Below are 20029 nucleotides of genomic sequence, written 5' to 3' on the forward strand. Positions count from 1 at the left end.
CCCCAACCCCCCCCCCCCGCCCCCCCCCCCCCCCCCCGCCCCCCCCGGGGCGGCCCGCTTCGTTGTCATGGGCATGGCGCTCCTGGCTCAGTGGGCGCCGATGAAGGGATCCCGGTAGGCGTCGCGAATGGCCAGGAAGCCGTCGAGGTTTGCCATCATCAGATCGACCAGTTGAGGGTCGAAATGCTCCCCCCGCTCCCGACGGATGAGCGCGAGCACCTCATCCAGCGGCCAGGCCTGCTTGTAGCAGCGATCCGAGCCCAGGGCATCGAACACGTCCGCCAGGGCGACGATGCGCCCCACCAAGGGGATGGCGTCCCCGGCCAGGCCCCTGGGATAGCCGCTGCCGTTCCACTTCTCATGGTGGTTGCCGGCGATGGTGGCGCCAATCTGGAACAGGGCCAGTTTGCTGCCGCTCAGCATGTCGTGGCCGAGCTGGGCATGGGTCTTCATGATCTCCCACTCCGCCGGCTCCAGCTTGCCGGGCTTGTGCAAGATGGCATCGGGAATGCCGACCTTGCCGATGTCGTGCAAGGGGGAGGCGCGCTTGATGAGTTCGCTCTGCTCCTCGTCCATGCCGAGCAGCTGGCAGAACAGCTCGGTATAGAGGGCCACCCGCTTGACGTGCAGGCCCGACTCCTTGGAGCGCGACTCCACCAGTTCGCCGATGCGGTAGATGATCTCGCGCTCGTTGTCGGCGAGCAGCTCGTTGAGCCGGATGTTTTCCAGCGCCACTATGATGTTTTCGGTGAACAGGCTGAGCAGGCCGGTGTCCATCTGGCTCAAGGGCCGGTGGGCCTCGATGTGGAACAGCAGGTGATGACTGCGGTTCTGGCAGTAGAGCACCATCTCATGACCCTGGTAGACGTTGGCCGAACGGCTCATGGCCTCCTGCAGAATGGCGGGGGCGTCGTGCAGCCGTATCGGCTCCTTGCCGGGCAAGAGCGGCACCAGCATCTGATCCTTGAGCTCATAGGTGGACTGTCTGACGTTGTAGATCTGCGACTCTTCCAGGTTGAGCAGGGTGCAGAGCTGGGCCTGGGCCCCCTCGACGAACTGGCGCAGGGCCAGCTTGTCGAAGATCCCCTTGGAGGCCTGGATGACCTTCTCCAACCCCTGGCGATGGCTCTCGAGGGCGCAGATGTCGCGGTAGGAGCGCAGGCTGGCGCGCAGCAGGGTGCGCAGCTTCTGGGAGGTGAGCTCGGTCTTGTCCTTGTAATCGTTGATGTCGTAGTTGTTGACCACGTCATCTTCTGGCGCCTGGCCCGGCTGGCCGGTGCGAAGCACGATGCGCACCAGCTTGTTGTGGCACACCTCGCGGGCGTAGCGCACCACCTCAAGACCGGCGTCGTCCGCCTCCATCACCACGTCCAGCAGCAGCAGGGCCACGTCCGGATGCTGCTTGAGCAGGACCTTGGCGTCGGCGGCCGAGTAGGCATCCAGGAAGCTGATGGGTTTGCCATCGAATTCAAATTTGTTCAGGGTGAGCTTGGTGATGCGATGAACTTCCGGTTCGTCGTCTACTATCATCACCTTCCAGCCTGTCTGCTGTTTATCCTGAAGAGGCATCAGCTCGTCATCGATAATCAGGATGTCATCATCCATATCCGGATCCTGTGTTTCACCTTCTGCCTACCTTAACCGCTTCGCCTGGGTTAGGAAACTCATTGAAATACAAATAGCGAACTCGATCGGCTTCGCCCTGACGGGACGAACGGTGCCCGGGACGGGGAGGGGGACAGGCTGGTGCGACTGGCAGGGGACGCGGGTCGCTATGGGGATAAAAAAACGCCTCCCGATGGGAGGCGTGGGTGTCAGCGGCGGGCTCATGCCGCCCTGTGATAGGCGGACGCTTCGAACAGTGCCTTGTTGGCCACCAGATCGATGGGATCGAAGTCATCGACGTTGATGGTGCGCAGGCGACTCGCCTCGGCGCGGCGCAGCAGGTCGGCCTCGCTCTGGTTGATGACCCCCAGTGCCAGGCCGGCGTCCGCCACCTGGTCGAGCTGGGTGAAGGGGCGCTTGCTGCCCTCTGCCTTGCACACCTTGTCAAACAGCGGCTCGGCGGCCAGCACGTCGTCCAGGGCTTGCTCCAGCAGCCCGAAGGGGTTGCCCTCTTCGCGCGTCAGATACTGGCCTTCGGCCAGACGGCTGCGGGTGGCGCTCGGGGTTTGCAGCAGGCGGGCGACCTGGCTGTCGAGCTTGTCGGAGGGGCGCTTCAGGTCGCGGCCAAGCGGCAGCACGATGACGCGCAGGGCCAGGCCAATCCAGCGATTCGGGAAGTTGCGCAGCAGCTCGTCGATGGCCTCCTGGGCCTTGAACAGGGCATCTTGCAGTGCCCAGTGCAGCAGCGGCAGATCCGCCTGCTGACGACCCTCGTCATCGAAGCGCTTGAGGGCGCTGGAGGCGAGATAGAGCTGGCTCAATACGTCGCCCAGACGGGCGGAGACCCGCTCCTTGCGCTTGAGCTCGCCTCCCAGGGTGCCCATGGCCATGTCGGACAGGAAGGCCAGGTTGGCGGAGAGCCGGGTCAGCTGCTGATAGTAGCCGCGGGTGGCGTCCTTGAAGGGGGCGCCGGCGATGCACGCCCCCGTGATGCCCAGGCTGACGCTGCGCACCAGGTTGCTGACCGCGAAACCGACGTGGCGGAACATGGCCTTGTCGAAGTCCTTGAGCCCCTGCTCCTTGTCCGGATGGCTGGCGGCCAGCATCTCCGGCAGGACGTAAGGGTGGCAGCGGATGGCGCCCTGACCGTAGATGATCATGCTGCGGGTCAGGATATTGGCCCCTTCCACCGTCACCGCGATGGGGGCACCCTGGTAGCCGCGGGCCAGGTAGTTGTTCGGGCCCATGCAGATGGCCTTGCCGCCGTGGATGTCCATGGCATCTATGATGCACTTCTGGGCGCGGTCGGTGAGGTGGTACTTGACGATGGCGGAGATGACCGAGGGCTTTTCACCCAGATCGATGCCGGTCACCGTCAGCTTGGCGGCGGCGCCCATCAGGTAGGCGTTGCCGCCCAGCCGTGCCAGAGGCTCTTCAATGCCTTCCATCTTGCCGATGGGCAGCTTGAACTGGCGGCGGATGCGGCTGTAGGCGCCGGTGGCCAGGGCCAGCATCTTGACGCCGCCGGTGCTGTTGGAGGGCAGGGTGATGCCGCGACCGACCGACAGGCACTCCACCAGCATGCGCCAGCCCTGACCGGCCATGGCCGGGCCGCCGATGATGAAGTCCAGCGGCACGAACACGTCGTTGCCCCGGGTCGGGCCATTCTGGAACGGCACGTTGAGGGGGAAGTGGCGGCGGCCTATCTCGACTCCGTCGATGTCGGTGGGGATCAGGGCACAGGTGATGCCGAGCTCCTCTTCCTCACCCAGCAAGTGATCCGGGTCGCGCAGCTTGAAGGCCAGCCCCAGCACGGTGGCGATGGGGGCGAGGGTGATGTAGCGCTTGTTCCAGGTCAGGCGCATGCCGAGCACCTCTTCCCCTTCCCATTCGCCCTTGCAAACGATGCCGACGTCGGGGATGGAGCCTGCGTCCGAACCCGCTTCCGGGCTGGTCAGGGCGAAGCAGGGGATCTCCTTGCCGACCGCCAGGCGGGGCAGGTAGTGGTCTTTCTGCTCCTCGGTGCCGTAGTGTTGCAGCAGCTCGCCCGGCCCCAGGGAGTTGGGCACGCCGACGGTGGAGGCGAGCACGGCGCTGGCGCCGCACAGCTTTTGCAGCACGCAGGACTGGGCGTAGGCGGAGAACTCCAGGCCACCGTACTTCTTCTTGATGATCATGGCGAAGAACTTGTGGTCCTTGAGGTACTGCCACACCTCGGGGGAGAGATCCGCCCGCTCGTGGGTCACTTCCCAGTCATCGACCATGCGACACACTTCTTCCACCGGGCCATCCATGAAGGCCTGCTCTTCGGCGGACAGGGTGCTGACCGGAATGGCATGCAGTTTCTTCCAGTCCGGATTGCCGGCAAACAAGTCTGCTTCCCACCAGGTGGTGCCCGCCTCTATGGCTTCCTTCTCGGTGCGGGACATCTCAGGCATGATGGATTTATAGAGTCGAAACAGCGGTTTGGTCAGCTGGCTTCGGCGAAAATCCACCAGGTTGAGGGGCAGGGCTATCAGGGCGAACAGGGCCCAGACCAGCAGGGGCACATGACCAAACAGGGTGCCGAGCACCAGGGCGGCCAGGGTTGCCAGGGTCGAGATAAACAGGGACACCCGGCGATAAGCCAGGGCGCCGATAACCAGGATCACCCCGAGCAGAGTGAGGGTCGTCGTCATTGCTTGCTCCTTGCGTGATGTAATGCCAGATTGGCTTAACTCATCCAGAGGTCTGACCTGTTGGATATGGCCTCTGTTGTAATCCATGGGCAAAAAATTATCAAGCCGTTTACAAGCTTGTTACCTTGGCGATGTGAGCGCCATAACGCAATTTGACGCAGCCACTGCCTGGCCGGGGGCGACTCCTTCCCCGGCTTGTGCGAGAATGGCCGCGACGACATTTTGGAAGAGATATCATGTACCAAGACTTGATCCGCAATGAACTGACCGAGGCGGCTGGCGTGCTGCAGGCATTCCTGGCCGATGAGCAGAATCTGAACAATATCGAGGCGGCCGCCCGCTTGCTGGCTGACTCCTTCAAGCAAGAGGGCAAGGTGCTCTCCTGTGGCAACGGTGGTTCCCACTGCGACGCCATGCACTTTGCCGAGGAGCTGACCGGCCGCTACCGCGAGAATCGTCCCGGCTATCCCGGCATCGCCATCTCGGATCCCAGCCACCTCTCCTGCGTCTCCAACGACTTTGGCTATGACCATGTCTTCTCCCGTTACGTGGAGGCGGTTGGCCGTCGTGGCGACGTGCTGCTCGGCATCTCCACCAGCGGCAACTCCGGCAACATCCTCAAAGCCATCGAGGCGGCCCATGCCAAGGGCATGAAGGTGATCGCCCTGACCGGCAAGGATGGCGGCAAGATGGCGGGTCTGGCCGATGTCGAGATCCGGGTGCCCCATTTCGGCTACGCCGACCGCATTCAGGAGATCCACATCAAGGTGATCCATATCCTGATCCAACTGGTCGAAAAAGAGATGGCCGAGTAAGGGCGGACGCCATGATGCAGCAACCGCTGAGTCCGACGTTGCCCGGGTGGAGAGGGGAAGAACATGTGTGAACTGCTCGGCATGAGTGCCAATGTGCCGACCGATATCTGCTTCAGCTTCACCGGGCTGATGCTGAGGGGCGGCAAGACGGGGCCCCACAAGGATGGCTGGGGCATCACCTTCTACGAGGGCAAGGGGTGTCGCACCTTCAAGGATCCGCAGCCCAGCGCCGAGTCCCCCATCGCCAGGCTGGTGCAGGCGCTGCCCATCAAGAGCCGCGCCGTGGTGAGCCACATCCGCCAGGCGAACCGGGGCTGCGTGTCGCTGGAAAATACCCACCCCTTCACCCGGGAGCTGTGGGGTCGCAACTGGACCTTCGCCCACAACGGCCAGCTCACCGGCTACAAGAAGCTGGCGACCGGGCGACACAGGCCCATTGGCGACACCGACAGCGAGCACGCCTTCTGCTGGCTGCTCGACCGGCTGGAGCACAAATACCCCCGCCGTCCCGCCAACTTCCCGGCCATGTTCCGCCATCTGGCCACCCTGTGCGACGAGCTGCGTGCCCTGGGGGTGTTCAACATGCTGCTCTCCGATGGGGAATTCGTGATGACCTATTGCAGCAACAATCTGCACTGGCTCACCCGGCGAGCCCCCTTCGGCGAGGCGCGCCTGCTCGACGAGGACGTGGCCATCGACTTTCAGAGCGAGACCACCCCCAACGATGTGGTCACCCTGATTGCGACCCGGCCGCTGACCGGTAACGAATCCTGGCAGCCCATGGCGGCGGGGGAGCATTGCCTGTTCCGTCTCGGCGAGCTGGTGTCACGGGGCGGTGCCGGCGTCGCCTGATCCTGGCGGCCAAAGGGTCGGGTAACCACATCGCTCAATGAAAGAGGGAGGCCCATGGGCCTCCCTCTTGCTGTCTCTGTTGCCTGTGGGCGGTTCAGGATTCGTCGCTGGCATGGCCAGCCGGGCCCAGCAGGGCGCCATCGAGCCAGGCGCCCTCGCCATCGCAGCGCAGGCGTCCCTGACAAAACCACTGCACCACCAGGGGGTAGAGGCTGTGCTCCTGGGTCTGGACCCGGGCCGCCACATCCGCTGCCTCGTCTTCCGGGAAGATGGGCACCCGGGCCTGCAATACCACGGGGCCGCCATCCAGCTCTTCGGTGACGAAGTGGACGCTGGCACCGTGTTCGCGGTCGCCGGCATCGATGGCGCGCTGGTGGGTGTGCAATCCCTGGTATTTCGGCAGCAACGAGGGATGGATGTTGAGCATCCGCCCCTGATAGTGACGCACCAGGTCCCCGGTCAGGATCCGCATAAAGCCGGCCAGCACGATGAGATCGGGCTGGTGGCTGTCGATGCGGGCCATCAGGGCGGCATCATAGGCCTCGCGGCTGTCGAAGCCCTGGTGGGACAGCAGCTCGGTTGCCACCCCGGCCTGCTCGGCCCGTACCAGACCATAGGCATCGGCCTTGTTGCTGATGACGGCCACGACCTGGCCGTCGATCCTGCCCTGGGCGCACCCATCCAGGATGGCCTGCAGGTTGCTGCCGCTGCCGGAGATCAGCACCAGAATACGGGTCATGGGACGGCTCATCGGATGATGACCTGCTCCTCACCATCGGCCGCCTTGGCGATGTGGCCGATGTGCCAGGCGTGCTCGCCTTCTGCCTTGAGCAGGGCCAGTGCCTTGTCCAGCTCGCTGGCGGGCAGGGCAATGATCATGCCGACGCCGCAGTTGAAGGTACGGTACATCTCGTGACGGGTGACGTTGCCCGCCTGCTGCAGCCAGCTGAACACCGCCGGCCACTGCCAGCTCTGCTCGTCGATCACTGCCTGGGTATTGGCGGGCAGCACGCGGGGGATGTTCTCCCAGAAGCCGCCACCTGTGATGTGGGACAGGGCGTGGATCTCGCACTCCTTGATGAGCTTGAGCACGGGTTTCACATAGATGCGGGTCGGCTCCAGCAGGGCATTGGCCAGGGTGGTCTCACCCAGGGGCTGATGCACGTCTGCCTGGGAGACTTCCAGGATCTTGCGCACCAGGGAGAAACCGTTGGAGTGGGGGCCGCTGGCGGCCAGGGCGATCAGGGCATCCCCTTCGCCGACCTTGCTGCCGTCGATGATCTCGCTCTTCTCGACCACGCCGACGCAGAAACCGGCGATGTCGTAGTCTTCCCCTTCATACATGCCCGGCATTTCGGCGGTCTCGCCGCCCACCAGAGCGCAGCCGGACTGTTCGCAGCCGGTGCCGATGCCGGTGACCACGGCGGCGGCCGTGTCCACGTCCAGCTTGCCGGTGGCATAGTAGTCGAGGAAGAAGAGGGGCTCGGCGCCTTGCACGATGAGGTCATTGACGCACATGGCCACCAGATCGATGCCCACGGTGTCATGTTTCTTCAGGTCGATGGCCAGGCGCAGCTTGGTGCCCACCCCATCGGTACCGGAGACCAGTACCGGCTCCTTGTAGCCCGCAGGAATTTGACACAGGGCCCCAAAGCCGCCAAGACCACCAAGGACTTCAGGACGACGAGTGCGCTTGGACACGCCCTTGATGCGTTCAACCAGTGCGTTGCCGGCATCGATATCAACGCCAGCATCCTTGTAGCTCAGTGAGGTTTTGTCAGTCACGCGAGTAGTCCCCGTCATGTATAGAGGTGGAGGGTAAAATTCGGGGCGTATTCTACCAGCCGGGGCCGAAAACCTGAAAGGAAATCGTTTGCGCGTTTTTGCCGGGAAATGCTCTACAGATGGCGCTTTTTGTTGTATGATTCCGCGATTTTTCTTGCGGCAGTTAGAGGAGATAATAATGAAGGTCATCGAAGCCAAGCACCCCCTGGTCAAACACAAGATTGGTCTGATGCGCGAAGGCGATATCAGCACCAAACGCTTCCGTGAATTGGCCAAGGAGGTCGGCAGCCTGCTGACTTATGAAGCCACCTCTGACTTTGAAACCGAGAAGGTCACCATCGACGGCTGGAACGGCCCGGTGGAAGTCGACCAGATCAAGGGCAAGAAGGTCACCGTCGTGCCCATCCTGCGTGCCGGTCTGGGCATGATGGACGGTGTGCTCGAGCACATGCCGAGCGCCCGGGTCAGCGTGGTCGGCATCTACCGCGATGAAGAGACCCTGCAGCCGGTGCCCTACTTCGAGAAGATCGTCAGCAACATCGAGGAGCGTCTGGCCCTGGTCATCGACCCCATGCTGGCCACCGGCGGCTCCATGATCGCCACCATCGACCTGCTCAAGAAGAAAGGCTGCCACTCCATCAAGGTGCTGGTGCTGGTCGCGGCGCCGGAAGGGCTCAAGGCCCTGGAAGCGGCCCACCCGGACGTGGAGGTCTACTGCGCCGCCATCGATGATGGCCTGAACGAGAAGGGCTATATCGTCCCGGGTCTGGGGGATGCCGGGGACAAGATCTTCGGCACCAAGTAAGCCCAAGCGCATTCCCTCGCCATTTGCGAAGCCGACCCCAGGGTCGGCTTCGTCGTTTGCGGCGCGCTTTGGGCGTCTTGCCGGTCTCATTGCGGGCGCCCGGCTTGCTGGCGGGCGTGGCTTGCCGCTACCATGGCGCTATCCCATCTTTGCCAGAGAGTCCTTGCCCATGTCCAAATTCCTGCTCGCCTGTTGTGGTGCCCTGTTTGCCTGCGCCGTGGGAGCCGCCCAGCTCGATGACCTCTATCAGGGGATGGCGCCCACCAGCGGCGACATGCAGGCGGCCCAGGGTCAGGCCCTGGCCCAGGTGCTGATCAAGGTGAGCGGCAAGCGCGACATAGTGGACAAGCCCGAGGTGGTCAAGGCGCTGGCGGATCCCAAGGCCTTCGTGCAGCGCTATGGCTATCAGGATGAGGGGGAGGTGAAGCTGCTCAAGGCGAACTTCATCCCGGCCAAGGTCAATGCCCTGATCGCGGGCAGCGATTACGCCCTGCTGGGCCCGGCCCGGCCGCAACTGGCACTCTGGCTGGTGGAAGATGACGCCGAGCGGCGCATCATCTCGGATCAGTCCGGCGATGGCTGGTCAACGGCACTGCGCAGCCAGGCCCGGGTGCTGGGGCTGCCGGTCAGCATTCCGCTGATGGATCTGGATGACAGCATGGCGGTGAGCGCCACCGATGTCTGGGGCCGTTTTGCCGGCCCCATTCTCCAGGCCAGCCAGCGCTACGGCGCCGAGATGGTGTTGCTGGGCCAGCTGGCGGCCAAGGAGGAGGGATGGAACCTGACCTGGACCCTCTATGGCCCCAAGTCGGGTGCGGCCGAACCCTTGACCCAGGGAGAGGCGCAAGGCTCCCGGGAGGAGGTGGCCAGCCAGCTGGCCGACGGCCTGGCCGCCTGGCTGGTGGAGCAGTACGGCGCCCGCCTCGGGGCGACCAGTTCTACCCAGACCCTGCTGGTGGAAGGGGTGCAGGGCATCGATGAGATGATCAGCCTGCAGAAGCTGCTGCAGGGCATGGCCAGCGTCAGCCAGGTCACCATAGGCCAGCTCGATGGCGACAAGGTGAACTTCTCCCTCACCTTGCAAGGGGATCAGGCCGATCTCGTCCGCAGCCTGGAGCTGGAGCCCAGGTTGCAGCCTCTGCCTGCCGAGGGAAGCCTGCGTTACCGATGGTCGCAACGCTGATCCTGAGGGGGCCGGGCGGGGGCGCGGGGGGGCGCGGGGCGGGGCCCGGCCGGTTCTCTATCGGGCCGGGCGATGTTACACTAGCCCGCAAATGTCACAGTCAAAGCCCAACGAGTGAAGCAACCGGCCCAACTGTCTTTAGCCGTACAACTCCCGGATGATGAAACCTTCGTCAGTTTCTACCCCGGCAACAACGCCCATCTGATCACGGCCCTCAAGAATGCCGCCATCGGTCAGGGTGCGCCTTTCCTCTATTTCTGGGGCGCCAAGGGATCGGGTCGCTCCCATCTGCTCCATGCCACCTGCGCCGAGGTCAATGCCCGGGATGCCGCGGCCGCCTACCTCTCCCTCGATCAGTTCGAACAGCTGGACCCCAGCATGCTCGATGCCCTCGAAAGCTTGCCCCTGGTCTGCCTCGACAGCCTGGAGGCCATCGCCGGCAACGCGCTCTGGGAGCGGGCCCTGTTCGATTTTTACAATCGCTGGCAGGAGAAGGGGGAGGGAACCCTGGTGGTGACGGGGTGCAGCGCGCCGCGCAAGCTGGGGTTGCAACTGCCGGATCTCGCCTCCCGCCTCGACTGGGGGGTGAGTTTCCACCTCGACGAGCTGGACGACGAAGGCAAGCTCAGTGCCCTGCAACTGCGGGCCGAGCTGCGGGGCTTCAAGTTGCCCATCGACGTGGGCCGCTTCCTGCTCAACCGCCTGTCCCGCGACATGCGCACCCTGCTCACCACCCTCAATCAGCTCGACAATGCCTCCTTTCGTGCCAAGCGCAAGCTGACCATCCCCTTTGTCAAAGAGATCCTCGAACTCTGAGCCCATTGGGTGTGTTTGAGCATGAGTGACATTAGGTAATAACAGACAAAAAGAAACCCCGGCACCAGGCCGGGGTTTTGCTATCTCAAGGGGCACTGCCTCTCAGTGGAACTGATCTTCTTCGGTGGAACCCGTTAAGGTTGTGACCGAAGACTGGCCACCCTGAATAGTTGGCTGAAGGGGTCACCTTGTCGGTACCACTCCAGCCATCACCTTAGTGGAACTGGTCTTCTTCGGTGGAGCCGGTCAGCGCGGTCACCGAGGATTGGCCACCCTGGATAGTTGGCTGAAGGGGTCACCTTGTCGGCACCACTCCAGCCATCACCTTAGTGGAACTGGTCTTCTTCGGTGGAGCCGGTCAGCGCGGTCACCGAGGATTGGCCACCCTGAATGACGGTGGTCACCTTGTCGAAGTAACCGGTGCCCACTTCCTGCTGGTGTGCCACGAAGGTGTAGCCCCGCTCGGCAGCGGCAAACTCAGGTTGCTGCACCATCTCGACGTAGTGCTTCATTCCCTCGCCGCGGGCGTACTGGTAAGCCAGCTCATACATGTGGAACCACATGTTGTGGATACCCGCCAGGGTGATGAACTGGTACTTGTAGCCCATGTCGGACAGCGCCTGCTGGAAGCGGGCGATGGTGGCATCGTCCAGGTTCTTCTTCCAGTTGAAGCTAGGAGAGCAGTTGTAGGCCAGGATCTTGTCCGGGTACTGGGCCTTGATGGCTTCGGCAAACTGACGCGCCTCGTCCAGATCGGGCTTGGCGGTCTCGCACCACACCATGTCGGCGTAGGGAGCATAGGCCAGGCCGCGGGAGATGGCCTGCTCGATACCGGCCTGCACCTTGTAGAAGCCCTCGCTGGTGCGCTCACCGGTCAGGAAGCCGGCATCGTAGGGGTCGGCGTCCGTGGTCAGCAGGTCGGCGGCGTTGGCGTCGGTGCGGGCGATCACCAGCGTAGTGGTGCCGCAGACGTCGGCGGCCAGGCGGGCGGCGACCAGTTTCTGCACCGCTTCCTGGGTCGGCACCAGCACCTTGCCGCCCATGTGGCCGCATTTTTTCACGGAAGCCAGCTGATCTTCGAAGTGCACCCCGGCGGCGCCCGCTTCAATCATGCCTTTCATCAGCTCGAAGGCGTTCAGCACGCCGCCGAAACCGGCTTCCGCATCCGCGACGATCGGCAGGAAGTAGTCGATGAAACCGGCATCCTGCGGGCCCACCTTGTTGGCCCACTGGATCTGGTCGGCCCGGGCGAAGGAGTTGTTGATACGCTCCACCACTGACGGCACGGAGTTGGCCGGGTAGAGGGACTGATCCGGATACATGGTGGAAGACAAGTTGTTGTCCGCCGCCACCTGCCAGCCGGAGAGGTAGATAGCCTCTATGCCCGCCTTGGCCTGCTGCACCGCCTGGCCGCCGGTCAGGGCGCCGAGACAGTTGACGTAGCCCTTCTTGGCGCCGCCGTTGATCAGCTCCCACAGCTTGTCGGCGCCGCGCTGGGCCAGGGTGTGCACCGGCTGCAGGCTGCCGCGCAGGTTCACCACGTCCTCGGCGCTGTAGCCGCGCTTGATCCCTTTCCAGCGGGGGTTCTCTGCCCAGTCTTTCTCGATAGCCTGGATCTGTTGCTCACGGGTCAGTGCCATATCAGTTCCCTCTTTCATTGATTTCACGTGTCCATTGACTTGTTATTGGCGAGCCCCACCCGGGGCCCGGATTCAGAGCCGCTCGTAACCGGGCAGCGTCAGAAAATCGATCAGGGTATCGGCGCAGGTGATCTCCTCCATCAGCTCGCTCGCCTCGGCAAAGCGTCCGGCCTGCCAGCGGGCCTCGCCCACTTCGCCTCTGACCACCTCCTGCTCCTCGGCCAGCATCTGGCGAAACAGCGCCTTGGTCACCACCTGGCCGTTCGACAGGCTCTTGCCGTGGCGGATCCACTGCCAGATGGAGGTGCGGGAGATCTCGGCGGTGGCCGCATCTTCCATCAGACCATAGATGGGCACGCAGCCGTTGCCGCCGATCCAGGCTTCCAGATATTGCAGCGCGACCCGGATGTTGGTGCGCATGCCGGCCTCGGTGCGCTCTCCCTCGCAGGGGGCCAGCAGGTCGGCGGCGGTGATGGGAGCATCCTGCTCGCGCAGCACGCCGATCTGGTTCTGGGCATCCGCCGGGATGGCGGCGTTGAACACCGCCATGGCGGTATCGGCGAGGCCCGGATGGGCCACCCAGGTGCCGTCGTGGCCGTTGTCGGCCTCGCGCTGCTTGTCCGCCAGTACCTTGGCAAACACCTGCTCGTTGACTGCAGGATCCTTGGCCGGGATAAAGGCGGCCATGCCCCCCATCGCCAGCGCGCCGCGCTTGTGACAGGTCTTGATGAGCAGCCGCGAGTAGGCAGAGAGGAAGGGCTTGTCCATGGTGACCACCTGACGGTCCGGCAGCACCCGATCGGGATGGTTCTTCAAGGTCTTGATGTAGCTGAAGATGTAATCCCAGCGGCCGCAGTTGAGGGCGACGATGTGATCCTTCATCTGATAGAGCAGCTCGTCCATCTCGAACACCGCCGGCAGGGTCTCGATGAGCACTGTGGCCTTGATGGTGCCCCGGGGCAGACCAAACCTGTCTTCGGTCCAAGCGAACACCTCGCTCCACCAGCGCCCCTCCAGGTGGCTCTGCAGCTTGGGCAGGTAGAAGTAGGGGCCCGAGCCCTTGGCCAGCAGCGCCTGATAGTTGTGCAGGAAATAGAGGGCGAAGTCGAACAGGCCGCCGGGGATGGGGTCGCCATCGAAGGTGACGTGTTTTTCCGGCAGGTGCAGGCCGCGCACCCGGCAGATGAGCACGGCGGGATTGGGATTGAGGGTATAGGCCTTCCCCTCCGGGCTGGTATAGGCAATGGTGCCGTTCACCGCATCGCGCAGGTTGATCTGCCCCTCGATCACCTTGTTCCAGGCCGGCGCCAATGAGTCCTCGAAGTCGGCCATGAACACCTTGACGTTGGCGTTGAGGGCGTTGATCACCATCTTGCGCTCGACCGGGCCGGTGATCTCCACACGGCGGTCCTGCAGATCGGCGGGAATGCCGCGCACCTTCCAGTCGCCATCGCGGATATGGGCGGTTTCCGGCAGGAAGTCCGGCAGCTCGCCGCCATCGATGCGGGCCTGGCGGGCGATGCGTTGCTTGAGCAGGGCCAGGCGCTGGGGAGCGAAATGTTCCACCAGCTCTGACACCAGGGCCACCGCTTCCGGCGTCACTATCTGTGCGTACTCGGGTTGCATGGGGCCTTGGATACGAAGGCGATCGCTGCAGAGGGGCTGGGCCGGTGCCGACATGGGGTCACTCCTGTGAAAAGTTACATTTAGAACTCAATAACTACGACTAAAGTCGAATCCCTGTTCCGTGTCCTTGCGAGAGAGGCAAGTAACATGGATGTTACGGTGCTGAAAATAATCAGTTACGTCAACTTGTTTTTTTAAACACCTGTTTTCATCTGGTGGTTAAGTTGATGTTTTTTATGGGATTGAAAGAATTGAGTAAAAACTCAAACCAGATGGATATGCTCTCACGGGAGGGGCCGCTGCCGACGGCTCTGCTGGGCGGCTCGGCCAAGGGGGTTTTGTTGCAAGTTACGTAATTTAATTACATATGCAAGGAGGGATCCCGACTCGACTCCAGGCTGAAAGTAAACGGCTGTATGAATAGGGTCGCCTCGGGCGCGGGCCGACGGGAGGCTTGTCTGGCAAGGGGAGACGGACGCTGTTTAAAACTGGTGGAGGGGAGGGCGCTCGGGTGGAGCCGACGCTGGGACAAGTCCGGGATTGGAGCGCAATAACGTAGGTTTGTGTCGGATGCCAGCGAGGACGCCTTGGGCCCAAGCACGGCGGCATCAGAATGATAAACTGTTATTTTATGTCAATGCGACATATAACACTTTTTTATGCGCACCCCTGCGCTGGGAGGGGGGCGAGGAGGAGTGAAGGGCGCTGGCGTGTCCCCTCAATACTCTTCGTCGGGCTCGGCGAGATCGATGATGTCGAGGCGAACGACCTGCTCATCATCGGGTTCCTGGGCGGGGGTATGGGGGGGATGCTGGGTGGTCATGTCTGCTTGCCTCTGGGTAGATTGCAAGCCGGTGGGGAGCTTCCTGACCCCGAATTTTCCGCATCCCTGCAGCGTGTGCCGGCACAAAGGCGCATATCCTAGCGACTAATTGGCAAAGGCTCAAGCGGTTCTGTATAAAAAATGGTCCGACCTTGACACCCCTCTCTGTTCTCTCTGTTGGGGGGTGGGGGGTGGAGTGTCGCTGGCAAGGCCCCTGGCTCCTCGAGCGTGGATCACCGAGAGCGAGTAAGTTGGCGCGTGCAAAAAAATAGCCCAGTCACGAGACTGGGCTATTTTCGGGGAATGATGGTCGGCGTGAGAGGATTCGAACCTCCGACCCCTGACACCCCATGACAGTGCGCTACCTGGCTGCGCTACACGCCGACTGCGTCAACCTTGGCTGACGGAGGTGAAGTCTAATGAGATGGTCCTTTCGGCGCAAGTCCTTTTTTATCAGAGAGATGCCGACTGCTTCTTTATTGCGCAACCCAGATGTTTCTTGGGCTATCCGGGGGGATTTGGCATAATCGCCCCCCATTTCAACCGGCCTTTGCGGGCCCGTTGTCGAGCAATTTTTCACACTGGCTGTTTTGAACAAAGGGGAGCGACCTTGGACGCCGAGATGTCTGCACAGGATGAAATCTGGATGAGACACGCCATGGCCCTGGCCGCCAGGGCGGAGGAGATGGGAGAGATCCCGGTCGGCGCCGTGCTGGTGCTGGGGGATGAGGTGGTGGGAGAGGGGTGGAATGGTTCCATCACCGGCCACGATGCCTGCGCCCATGCCGAAATCATGGCGATCCGGGCCGCCGGCGTGCGACTGCAAAATTATCGTCTGCTCGATACCACCCTCTATGTGACCCTGGAACCCTGCTGCATGTGCGCCGGGGCCCTCATCCACAGCCGAGTCAAACGGGTGGTGTTCGGGGCGACGGATCCCAAGACGGGGGCGGCGGGCTCGGTGTTCAACATATTGCAAGACCCCCGCCACAACCACAGGGTGACGCTGTGCGGCGGCGTACTGGCCGAGGCGTGCTCCGCCCAGCTCTCCGCCTTCTTCAAGCGCCGCCGCGCCGAGCAGAAGGCGGCAAGGAACCGGCCCTCTGCCGACGGGCTCCCCCCTGGGCAGGGGTGAGGGTCAGGCCCTGCTTTCCTCTCCGGTTGGGTCCTAGGGGAGGGAGCATCAATTTCATGTTGTTATTCAGTCAGTTGACCGTTTCACACCCGGCTCGCTAGTCGCAATAAACTCCCGCCCCATGTAACAAAACTGTCATGCAACCGCCATATAATGCCGCCAAGCCTAGCTCACATTGAGGTTTTGCATGTCATCGGAATCGATTCACCTGATCATGGCGGGCAGTAGAAAACGCCGGATCAAGGACACATTGGCCAAATATGGCGTCACCACGGGGGGAACCCTGGTCCTGGTGGCGCTCTTGCTTATCTTCTTTTATCTGCTCTACGTGGTGAAGCCCATCTTCAATGGCGCCTCCATGGAGCCGCTCGCCAGTTTCTCTCTGCCCATCAAGGACAAGACCGCCTGGATCGGGGTCGAGGAGCAAAACGAGATAGGGTATCGCTTCAGCGACAAGGGGGAGGTCAACTTCTTCGCGCTGCAAGACGATGCCCGCTTCAAGGTGGGGGAGGCCATCGCCCGTGCCCAGGTGCCGGGCGAGATCAGCGCGGTGGCGATCCCGACCCCGGGCAAGACCTACCTCGCCTATGGTTTCACCGATGGCAAGGCCCTGGTGGTGGAGCCCAGGTTCAAGGTGAGCTACCCGGGGGACGTGCGCCTCATTGAGCCGCAACTCTCCTATCCGTTTGGTGAGGCGCCCATCTCGGTGGATCCCGAGGGCCAGCCCCTGAGCCAGCTGGTGTTCGAGGCGGCCAAGGACAAGATGGTGGCGGCCGCCCTGACCCAGGATGGCCGTGGCGTCATGGCGGTGCTGAGCGGCGAGGAGAACTTCATCTCGGGCGAGGTGGAGTGGACCAGCCAGAGCTACCCGATCCCGGCGCTGCCCCGTCAGGTGGATCAGATGCTGTTGACCCCCAACCTGCGCATCCTGCTGGTGCGTTCGGGCAACCGTCTCTCCGTCTATGACATCCAGAACCTCAATGACATCCAGTTGCGCAGCGTGCTCAACATCAATGCCCCCGATGCCAACGTCACCCAGCTGGCGCTGCTGGCGGGGGCCTCCTCCATCCTGGTGGGCAATGACAACGGCGTCATCTCACAGTGGTTCGAGGTAGCGAGGGAGGGGAAACGCGAGTTCACCTACATCCGCGACTTCAAGAGTGACGGTGCCGTGGCGCAGCTCACCCCCGAGCTGTTTCGCAAGGGCTTCGTCGCCGGCAGCCAGGATGGCGCCATCAACTTCTTCCACGCCACCGGTGAATCCAAGCTGCTCGGCGAGAAGATTGACGGCGGTGCCTTCAACGGCCTGGCGATCTCCCCTCGCAACAACCTGCTCCTGCTGCAACAGGGCAACGAGATCAAGACCTTCTCGGTCGAGAACGAGCACCCCGAGGTGACCTGGTCCGCCCTGTGGCAGGAGGTGTGGTACGAAGGGTATCCCGAGCCCATGTATGTCTGGCAGTCCACCTCCGCCAGCAACGACTTCGAGCCCAAGCTGAGCCTGATCCCCATCTCGTTCGGTACCCTGAAGGCGGCCTTCTACGCCATGCTGTTCGCCGTGCCGCTCGGCATTGCGGGGGCCATCTATACCGCCTACTTCATGTCCGCCGGCATGCGCAAGTTCGTCAAGCCGACGGTGGAGATCATGGAGGCGCTGCCAACCGTGATCCTGGGCTTCCTGGCCGGTCTGTGGCTCGCCCCCATCGTCGAGGATTATCTGCCCGGCATCTTCATGATGCTGATCATGCTGCCCCTGGGCATGCTGCTGACCGCTCTGGCCTGGCATGGGCTGCCGGGCAAGCTCAAGCAGTGCGTGCCGGAAGGGAGCCAGGCGGTGCTGCTCATCCCTGTGGTGCTCTTCATCGGCTGGCTGGCCCTGACCCTGAGCCCGGCGGTGGAGCATGCCTTCTTCGGCGGCGATACCCGCAGCTGGCTCACCAACGAGATGGGTATCAAGTTTGACCAGCGCAACTCCCTGGTGGTCGGCATCGCCATGGGCTTCGCGGTCATCCCGACCATCTTCTCCATCGCCGAAGACGCGGTCTTCTCGGTGCCCAAACACCTGACCCAGGGATCACTGGCCCTGGGGGCGACCCCCTGGCAGACCCTGACCCGGGTGGTGATCCTGACCGCGAGTCCGGGCATCTTCTCGGCGGTGATGATGGGCCTTGGCCGCGCCGTGGGCGAGACCATGATAGTGCTGATGGCCACCGGCAATACCCCCATCATGGACTTCTCCATGTTCCAGGGGCTGCGCACCCTGGCCGCCAACATAGCGGTGGAGATGCCGGAGTCGGAAGTGGGCAGTTCCCACTATCGGGTGCTCTTCCTCGCGGCCTTCGTGCTGTTTGTGTTCACTTTTCTCGTCAATACCCTGGCCGAGTTCGTCCGCCAGCGTCTGCGTGAAAAATACAGTTCCCTGTAGTGAAGGAATCGACAATGGGTAAGTGGTTTAAATCAGGGGCCCCCTGGATCTGGATGACGGGCGGTGCCGTCAGCCTGAGTCTGGTCGCCGTGCTGGGTCTGTTGTTGCTCATCGGCTGGCGTGGTCTGGTCTACTTCTGGCCGCACCCCATCTATGAGTGGCAGGTGCAGGGTGCCGACGGCAGCAAGAGCGTGCTGATCGGCGAGATCAACGATCGGGAACTGGTACCGGTGGAGCGGCTGCGCGCCTCCGGTCTGGCGCTGGCCGGCGAGGATCGTACCGACCTGACTCGCTATCTGGTCAAGACCGGCAACCGCGAGTTCGTGGGGCTGGATTTTCGCTGGTTGCTGGAGACCGACATCCTCTCCCGCAGCCAGCCCAAGGAGCTGGCGGTGCTCGAACGCAGCACCAATGGCAACTTCTATGGCTACATCAGCTCGGTGCGCGAGGATGGTCGGGTCATAGACCAGGATCTGCACCAGGTGATGGCGCGGATGCTGGATCGCAGCAACCGGCTCTCCGAGCAGGCCAATGATCTGCAAAAGGGCGAGATAGGCAGCATCAACTATCAGCTCGAGAAGCTGCGCCTGAAAGAGCGCAAGGCCGAGCTGGACGATGAGCTGACCGATGAGGTCAAGGCGGATCTCGCCCGGCAGCGGGATGCCCTCAACGCCGACTATCAGGTGCTGGAAAAGGAGCTGTTCGAGCTCAGGCGCCAGGCGGATCGCGATGCCATCAAGGTACGCGACATGCGCGGCGTCGAGGTGGAGATGCCCATGTCCAGGGTGCTGGACGTGGTCTGGCCCAACGACATGAGCCTGCTGGGCAAGATAGGTCACTGGTTCCATCAGATAGGCAAGTTCGTCAGCGGCGAACCCCGTGAGGCCAACACCGAGGGTGGCGTCTTCCCGGCCATCTTCGGCACCGTCTTCATGGTGATACTGATGGCCATCATAGTGACCCCGCTGGGGGTGGTGGCCGCCGTCTACCTGCACGAGTACGCGGGCAAGAACGGTCTGACCAAGCTCATTCGCATCGCGGTGATCAACCTGGCGGGGGTGCCCTCCATCGTTTATGGCGTATTCGGTCTGGGCTTCTTCGTCTATACGCTCGGTGGTTCGTTAGACCAGCTGTTCTACCCGGAAGCGCTGCCGAGCCCGACCTTTGGCTCCCCTGGCGTCATCTGGTCCGCGCTGACCCTGGCCATCCTGACCCTGCCGGTGGTGATCGTCTCCACCGAGGAGGGGCTGGCCCGGATCCCGAGCACGGTACGTCAGGGCTCCCTGGCCCTGGGGGCCACCCAGGCCGAGACCCTGTGGCGCATCGTGCTGCCCATGGCGAGCCCGGCCATCATGACCGGCCTCATCCTGGCGATAGCGCGGGCTGCCGGTGAAGTGGCGCCGCTGATGCTGGTGGGGGTGGTGAAACTGGCACCGACCCTGCCGATGGACGGCAACTTCCCCTACCTGCACGTGGAGCGCAAGTTCATGCATCTGGGCTTCCACATCTATGATGTGGGCTTCCAGAGCCCGAACGTGGAGGCGGCCCGGCCCCTGGTCTATGCCACCTCCTTCCTGCTGGTGACGGTGATCGTGGGCCTCAACCTGACGGCCATCGGTATTCGTAACCACCTTCGCGAGAAGTTCCGCTCCTTGGAGCATTGATGCGGCGCCCTGGCGTGATGTCGAGACAGCAAACAGATGCACAGCATCACGCCGACCGACATCACTGGCATTCGCAGCCATGTGTGCGCGAGAAGTTCCGCTCCTTGGAGCATTGATGCGGCGCCCTGGCGTGATGTCGAGACAGCAAACAGATGCACAGCATCACGCCGACCGACA

At 62.8% G+C, this 20029-nt stretch carries 14 protein-coding genes and 1 tRNA gene; 8 read left to right on the forward strand and 7 right to left on the reverse strand.

The genetic code is table 11. The annotated features are described in order from the left end of the window. Nucleotides 1-87: 87 nt before the first annotated feature. Complete coding sequence (locus ACW5W4_RS17875) at nt 88-1605, reverse strand: HD domain-containing phosphohydrolase (protein ID WP_456690293.1); 1518 nt, start codon at nt 1603-1605, stop codon at nt 88-90. A 221-nt stretch (nt 1606-1826) separates the two neighbouring features. Beyond that, entirely contained in the window at nt 1827-4283 is a 2457-nt protein-coding gene (gene fadE / locus ACW5W4_RS17880; protein ID WP_456690294.1) for an acyl-CoA dehydrogenase FadE, read from the reverse strand. A 236-nt stretch (nt 4284-4519) separates the two neighbouring features. On the opposite strand from fadE, the gene lpcA reads away from it, so the two are divergent. Beyond that, nucleotides 4520-5098, forward strand: coding sequence for a D-sedoheptulose 7-phosphate isomerase (gene lpcA, locus ACW5W4_RS17885; RefSeq protein WP_408794627.1), 579 nt, complete (start codon nt 4520-4522; stop codon nt 5096-5098). Nucleotides 5099-5161: 63 nt separating this feature from the next. Next, nucleotides 5162-5950: a class II glutamine amidotransferase gene (locus tag ACW5W4_RS17890; RefSeq protein ID WP_456690295.1), complete on the forward strand. Its 789-nt coding sequence runs from the start codon at nt 5162-5164 to the stop codon at nt 5948-5950. Between the two features lie 94 nt (nt 5951-6044). On the opposite strand, the gene purN is transcribed toward ACW5W4_RS17890, so the two are convergent. Next, nucleotides 6045-6689: a phosphoribosylglycinamide formyltransferase gene (purN, locus tag ACW5W4_RS17895; RefSeq protein ID WP_456690296.1), complete on the reverse strand. Its 645-nt coding sequence runs from the start codon at nt 6687-6689 to the stop codon at nt 6045-6047. 8 nt (nt 6690-6697) lie between these two features. Further along, nucleotides 6698-7735: a phosphoribosylformylglycinamidine cyclo-ligase gene (gene purM / locus ACW5W4_RS17900; protein WP_427262739.1), complete on the reverse strand. Its 1038-nt coding sequence runs from the start codon at nt 7733-7735 to the stop codon at nt 6698-6700. A gap of 178 nt (nt 7736-7913) precedes the next feature. Between purM and upp the strand changes: the two genes are divergently transcribed. The 3 genes from upp to hda all read left to right on the forward strand — a co-directional run bounded on the left by upp (nt 7914) and on the right by hda (nt 10539). Next, nucleotides 7914-8540: a uracil phosphoribosyltransferase gene (gene upp / locus ACW5W4_RS17905; protein ID WP_041998280.1), complete on the forward strand. Its 627-nt coding sequence runs from the start codon at nt 7914-7916 to the stop codon at nt 8538-8540. A gap of 169 nt (nt 8541-8709) precedes the next feature. After that, nucleotides 8710-9723 carry a DUF2066 domain-containing protein gene (locus ACW5W4_RS17910; protein WP_456690297.1) on the forward strand — a complete coding sequence of 338 codons (1014 nt, stop codon included), beginning with the start codon at nt 8710-8712 and terminating at the stop codon, nt 9721-9723. 114 nt (nt 9724-9837) lie between these two features. Then, nucleotides 9838-10539, forward strand: coding sequence for a DnaA inactivator Hda (gene hda, locus ACW5W4_RS17915; protein WP_041998276.1), 702 nt, complete (start codon nt 9838-9840; stop codon nt 10537-10539). A 326-nt stretch (nt 10540-10865) separates the two neighbouring features. Here the strand turns inward: hda and aceA are convergent, their stop codons facing one another. The 3 genes from aceA to ACW5W4_RS17930 form a co-directional block, all read right to left on the reverse strand. Then, complete coding sequence (gene aceA, locus ACW5W4_RS17920) at nt 10866-12179, reverse strand: isocitrate lyase (RefSeq protein WP_427262736.1); 1314 nt, start codon at nt 12177-12179, stop codon at nt 10866-10868. Nucleotides 12180-12251: 72 nt separating this feature from the next. Beyond that, entirely contained in the window at nt 12252-13859 is a 1608-nt protein-coding gene (gene aceB, locus ACW5W4_RS17925) for a malate synthase A (RefSeq protein ID WP_456690298.1), read from the reverse strand. Nucleotides 13860-14935: 1076 nt separating this feature from the next. Further along, nucleotides 14936-15012, reverse strand: a tRNA-Pro gene (locus ACW5W4_RS17930). Nucleotides 15013-15250: 238 nt separating this feature from the next. Here ACW5W4_RS17930 and tadA point away from each other — a divergent pair. The 3 genes from tadA (at nt 15251) to pstA (ending at nt 19852) form a co-directional block, all read left to right on the forward strand. Continuing rightward, nucleotides 15251-15763 carry a tRNA adenosine(34) deaminase TadA gene (gene tadA / locus ACW5W4_RS17935; RefSeq protein WP_408794645.1) on the forward strand — a complete coding sequence of 171 codons (513 nt, stop codon included), beginning with the start codon at nt 15251-15253 and terminating at the stop codon, nt 15761-15763. Between the two features lie 187 nt (nt 15764-15950). Continuing rightward, entirely contained in the window at nt 15951-18188 is a 2238-nt protein-coding gene (locus ACW5W4_RS17940) for an ABC transporter permease subunit (protein WP_456690299.1), read from the forward strand. Between the two features lie 14 nt (nt 18189-18202). Next, nucleotides 18203-19852, forward strand: a complete 1650-nt coding sequence (gene pstA, locus ACW5W4_RS17945; RefSeq protein WP_456690300.1) for a phosphate ABC transporter permease PstA — start codon at nt 18203-18205, stop codon at nt 19850-19852. The last annotated feature ends 177 nt before the right edge of the window (nt 19853-20029 follow it).

Source organism: Aeromonas crassostreae (assembly GCF_054052445.1).

What these genes read in the sequence shown, in the direction of transcription:
- ACW5W4_RS17910 (WP_456690297.1), top strand. Translation starts at nt 8,710, where the DNA reads ATGTCCAAATTCCTGCTCGCCTGTTGTGGTGCCCTGTTTGCCTGCGCC.
- aceA (WP_427262736.1), bottom strand. Translation starts at nt 12,179, where the DNA reads ATGGCACTGACCCGTGAGCAACAGATCCAGGCTATCGAGAAAGACTGG.
- tadA (WP_408794645.1), top strand. Translation starts at nt 15,251, where the DNA reads ATGTCTGCACAGGATGAAATCTGGATGAGACACGCCATGGCCCTGGCC.
- ACW5W4_RS17890 (WP_456690295.1), top strand. Translation starts at nt 5,162, where the DNA reads ATGTGTGAACTGCTCGGCATGAGTGCCAATGTGCCGACCGATATCTGC.
- lpcA (WP_408794627.1), top strand. Translation starts at nt 4,520, where the DNA reads ATGTACCAAGACTTGATCCGCAATGAACTGACCGAGGCGGCTGGCGTG.
- purN (WP_456690296.1), bottom strand. Translation starts at nt 6,689, where the DNA reads ATGACCCGTATTCTGGTGCTGATCTCCGGCAGCGGCAGCAACCTGCAG.
- ACW5W4_RS17940 (WP_456690299.1), top strand. Translation starts at nt 15,951, where the DNA reads ATGTCATCGGAATCGATTCACCTGATCATGGCGGGCAGTAGAAAACGC.
- ACW5W4_RS17875 (WP_456690293.1), bottom strand. Translation starts at nt 1,605, where the DNA reads ATGGATGATGACATCCTGATTATCGATGACGAGCTGATGCCTCTTCAG.
- pstA (WP_456690300.1), top strand. Translation starts at nt 18,203, where the DNA reads ATGGGTAAGTGGTTTAAATCAGGGGCCCCCTGGATCTGGATGACGGGC.
- upp (WP_041998280.1), top strand. Translation starts at nt 7,914, where the DNA reads ATGAAGGTCATCGAAGCCAAGCACCCCCTGGTCAAACACAAGATTGGT.
- aceB (WP_456690298.1), bottom strand. Translation starts at nt 13,859, where the DNA reads ATGTCGGCACCGGCCCAGCCCCTCTGCAGCGATCGCCTTCGTATCCAA.
- fadE (WP_456690294.1), bottom strand. Translation starts at nt 4,283, where the DNA reads ATGACGACGACCCTCACTCTGCTCGGGGTGATCCTGGTTATCGGCGCC.